The 4,574-nt window shown below is 33.7% G+C and carries 2 protein-coding genes and 3 pseudogenes; 3 read left to right on the top strand and 2 right to left on the bottom strand.

The window, feature by feature from the left end; translation table 11 throughout:
- Both BHE89_RS10050 and cas1f read right to left on the bottom strand, forming a co-directional pair.
- Positions 1-437: pseudogene (locus BHE89_RS10050) on the bottom strand (type I-F CRISPR-associated helicase Cas3f); the annotation flags it as partial.
- Positions 434-1,413, bottom strand: a pseudogene (gene cas1f / locus BHE89_RS25510) (type I-F CRISPR-associated endonuclease Cas1f). The pseudogenes cas1f and BHE89_RS10050, both read right to left, overlap by 4 nt.
- 497 nt (positions 1,414-1,910) lie before the next feature.
- Here cas1f and BHE89_RS10040 point away from each other — a divergent pair.
- The 3 genes and pseudogenes from BHE89_RS10040 to BHE89_RS10030 all read left to right on the top strand — a co-directional run bounded on the left by BHE89_RS10040 (position 1,911) and on the right by BHE89_RS10030 (position 4,324).
- Positions 1,911-2,735 (top strand): VanW family protein, encoded by an 825-nt coding sequence (locus tag BHE89_RS10040; protein WP_069367308.1) that lies wholly within the window; start codon positions 1,911-1,913, stop codon positions 2,733-2,735.
- A gap of 233 nt (positions 2,736-2,968) precedes the next feature.
- Positions 2,969-3,521 (top strand): annotated as a pseudogene (locus BHE89_RS10035) (YebB family permuted papain-like enzyme).
- A 215-nt stretch (positions 3,522-3,736) separates the two neighbouring features.
- The gene (locus BHE89_RS10030; protein WP_286146049.1) at positions 3,737-4,324 is read left to right on the top strand and encodes a Dyp-type peroxidase; all 588 of its coding nucleotides are present in this window, start codon (positions 3,737-3,739) and stop codon (positions 4,322-4,324) included.
- The last annotated feature ends 250 nt before the right edge of the window (positions 4,325-4,574 follow it).

The following is a 4,574-nucleotide window of genomic DNA, read 5'->3' as shown; positions in this document are numbered from 1 at the left end:
CCCTTGTTTTTTTCTTTATTTGTGGGGTCTATTTTACGTTGAAATAATAAAGATGCTTTTCCCCAATCATGTAATAACCCAGCAAGCCCTGCAAAAGCTGAAATTAAAGGTAAATATTTCCAGTTATTTTCATAATGACTGCCGAGTAAATCCTTTTCTGTCGCATTAACTGGGACATAACCATTATTATTAAATTTCTTTTTATTACCCACAATCCATTTTAATTGAGAATGAGAGCGAGAACGAACCCAATGGCAACTTACAGCAGTACTTCTACTTGCTGTTTGACGCAACATTTTATAAACCGTATTTAATCCATCTTCGGTAATTAAGGTTTGCCATGTGTTATTACCAATTCGATTAGCAAACGCATCAAGTACTCTACGTGTTTTTTTAAGGGCATTTTTTTCACATTGAGAAACAAATATCACCATCATAATGTTTGTTCCATCATCGCGGGTTTGGTTACAGATTGCAGTGCTATATCTTTAACAGCATCAAACATAAAATCTAATGCTTTATGTTCAATAAAAAGTTGGAGAATTTGTTGGCGAAACTCTTGTTCAGTAGCCTCTTCTTTAGCGCAAATAAAAGCCCAAGGAAGGATAATTGCATCCTTAATTAAATCTGCAACATCAAATACTAAAGCGCCACGTCTTGTTTTTCCATGCATAACAGCAAAACCGTGTGGAATGCCTAATACCCATAAACAACTTGCCGCTAAACCATAAGCTAAGTAGTTACCATGATTAAGAAAGCTATTCGCTTTATCTTCTGATTGATGTTTCCGAGTAAATTGGCTTGAACCGACTTTATTTGCTGCATATTTATATAATGTCTTAGTTAACTGAGCTTCGGTAAGGAGTAATTGCGTGGTATTTTCAGCAAGTTCAGTGCGCGAATGGAAATTTTCAAAGGCATTTTTTTAGCTCATTGCTATGATAAATAAAACCTTCATTTTTTAAGATCCGATTATCTTCCCATACCGACGTTAAATAACTCATTCTTAAATTTTGAAATTTCTTTGCAACAGCTAAACGTTTTTTTTTCATCGAACCAAAAACTAAGCCATCCTTGAAGATACTCAGTAGGTCTATATTCTCCTTGTGGTGTTAACCATTCTATTTCGGTTCCCATATATAAAGGAGTACCGCCACCACCAGAAAAACCAACTAACACGCCAGCTTGCGATAACATACGTATAGCGGCTTGAGTTATTGATGTGCCATTTCCAAGTAGAATAACCGTAGTATTAGCAATAGGAATATTGAAATAGAGATTTTCTTTTTTGGCTTCAGTTAAATAGAGCACTCGCCCATCTTTTTGCATCACTCGACAATATTCTAAATAGAAAATATTCGCCCGCTTAGAATGCAAAATTGTTTTTAAGTCTGATGATGAAAAATCGTCCATACTTCTCTCTTCCGACAATAAAATAGTAAGTATATCTTATCATTTAAAGAAGGTAACTGTTTATCTCCCCCATTTTGTGATTTATATGATGAATATTGATTGCTTAAGGAATAGACTCAAAAAAAGAGTAAAGTTTCCCATATTTAACTCTCGCAATGACAGTTCTCTAACCGATTCTGGATGACTGATAATGACTTTCTAACGATTTTAATGTTACTGAAACCACAGAACACCTATTCTACACTCAAGTGCTAGCCATTTTGTTGGCGTTTATTTATTACCTTAAATTATGGCGCAGCATAAAGAGCAGTATCCAAATGTGAAATTAAGCATGGATATTTCAAGCTCAAACTTTAACGAAAGGTATCAATAATTAAATTTATGAGTTAAATGTTTAACGCTATTATTTTAAGAATATCGACGTATCAATATTTTCATTAACTCGTTATTATACTCATGGTTATCCCTTTCTATTTACTCTTGTTTAAAAGGATTTTATGCGTAGAACACTCTCGTCTTATCACCCTATTCTTTATACTTTGAGAGTGGCGCAGCGTCGTTTATTTCGTTCTCTTAGCTGGCAATTTTCAGGTCGAAAATACAGCAAGAATATTCAACCAGAGCAAAGACTTTCTTACCGTCACATAAAACACACATCTAAATTAATTAGTCGCCGTGGCGAAAGTGATATTCAATTGCAATACAATAAAATAACAAATCTTAAATTAGTTGAAAAAGCGTTAGATGGCATCGTGATAAAACCTGGAGAGTATTTCTCTTTTTGTTATTTAGTCGGTAAGCCTAGCTATAAAAGAGGTTTTATTGATGGTATGCAGCTCTCCTATGGTGAAGCAAGAAAAGGTGTAGGCGGTGGTATTTGTCAGGCCAGTAATTTAATACATTGGCTAGCACTGCACTCTGAATTAAAAATAATTGAAAAGGCAAACCACAGTTTTGATCCTTTTCCTGATGAAGGACGCGTTCTTCCATTTGGCTCAGGTGCTGCTATTTTTTATAACTATGTGGATTTAATCTTATATAATCCAACATGTTATGATTACCAAATTAGATTGCATGTCGCTGAACATCAGTTAGAAGGCGAACTTCTTTGTAATAAGGCAAGAGAATATCGTTATCATATTTATGAGAAATCTTCTTCTTTTATCAAAAAAGGGGAGCATGTATATCGTTGTAATGAAATTTGGCGAGATGTTTACACAAAAAATAATGTGGGCGCTTTTCCTCAATTAATTACATCAGAATTGCTTTACGAAAATAGTGTCATTGTGAAATATGATATTTCTGATGAACAACTAAGTTAAGTTACTTAAATATAGCTTGATTACTTGATTAGAATATTAACTTAATATTCTAAATTTCATCTTCTTATTTTGAACAAATAATCAGATCCCTCTGAAAATTAAGATCATCTTAAATTAGAATGTTTTTTTATCTTAATTTCATTGAGTTTTTAAATAGAAACCTTATGTATTTATCATTGTCAAAGAATGGTGATAATGTCTCTCTTTAATAGGTCATATAATGATGATAAAAAATGGATTATCCACAAAATTTAGAAGTTGGTGATATCGTATTTACGTGTATTGGTACCTCTTTATTTCGTCAAATCTCCTCCGCTTCTTTATGTTGGAGTAATCATGTTGGCATTATTATTGGACATAATGGGGAAGATTATTTAGTTGCCGAAAGTCGAGTTCCACTCTCAACCACAACCACATTAACTCGTTTTATTAACCGCTCTGCGGATAAGCGTTATGCAATACGTCGTTTATCAACACAACTCTCTGATGAGCAAAAAAATGCCCTTGTTGCTCAAGTTCCTGAAAGATTAAATAAGCTTTACCACACTGGTTTTAAGTACGACTCTTCCCGCCAGTTTTGCTCTAAGTTTGTTTTTGATATTTATAAATCAGCACTCTCCATTCGTATTGGTAAAATAGAAACATTCCAAGAGTTATTAAGTAAAAAATCCTAATGCTAAATTACAATTTTGGAAATTATGGTTTATTGGGCAAATACCATGGGAAAGAACCACAGTCACTCCTGCCAGTTTATGGCAGCATCCACACCTTTATTTTAGTTTATAAAAGTCATGAGAATATTAAATTAATACAGTATATTAATATGATAAAAATGTAGAGAATACAATACAATTTTTGATACTGTTTATTCATAAAAAATTCGAATAAAGATCTAATCCTCTCTTTGTAAGAGAGGGGTTTTTAGTGTAAAACTAAAAAACAATATTTTGTAAATATAGCTTAATTACTATTCATTTATTATTCGTCATTTAGGGATCACTATGAAATACCAAGATGTTACGAAATCACCCTGTGAGAATGCTTATTTTTTAGTTTTTAACCTCACCCACTCACCTGAAAATCGTAATACACTGATCGATTTTTGTAATAATCTTTCTGGCTTAATACGTAGTATGAGAACACGTTTTCCTGAATTAGAAACGAGTTGTGTCATGGGATTCGGTGCAAATGCATGGACTACGTTATTTCCCAATCAGCCAAAACCCAAAGAACTAAATACTTTTAAAGAAATTAAAGGTGATACTTATACTGCGGTTTCTACACCCGGCGATCTTTTTTTCCATATTCGCGCGCTCAAAGTTTCAGCTTGTTACGAATTAGCGTCTATCATCAGTCAAAAGCTAAAGAATATTGTTACACCGGTTGATGAAGTGCATGGGTTTAGATATTTTGATGGGCGTTCTATTATTGGTTTTGTCGACGGAACAGAAAATCCAGAGTCCGAAGATGAGCGTGCTTCTTATGCCGTTATTGGCGATGAAGATCCTGAATTTACAGGAGGTAGCTACGCCTTTGTACAAAAATATATTCACGATATGGAAGCATGGGAAAAAACAACCACTTATTGAACAAGAAAAAAGTCATTGGCAGACATAAATTCAATGATGTAGAGTTAACCGATGAAGAAAAAAGAACCTGGCTCACATAATGTTGTAACCAACATTCAAGATGAGAATGGCGAAGATCTAAAAAATTGTCAGAGCCAATATGCCTTTTTCTAATCCATCCAAAAAATGAATATGGAACTTACTTTATTGGTTATGCGCGCTATTTTTCAACAACTAACCGTATGCTAGAAAATATGTTTGCAGGTACACC

Source organism: Shigella sp. FC1967 (assembly GCF_001743005.1).
In the GTDB taxonomy this organism is placed as follows: Bacteria; Pseudomonadota; Gammaproteobacteria; order Enterobacterales; family Enterobacteriaceae; genus Proteus.
The sequence above is the reverse complement of the archived record's forward strand: the minus strand, read 5'-3'. Positions and strand labels throughout refer to the sequence as shown.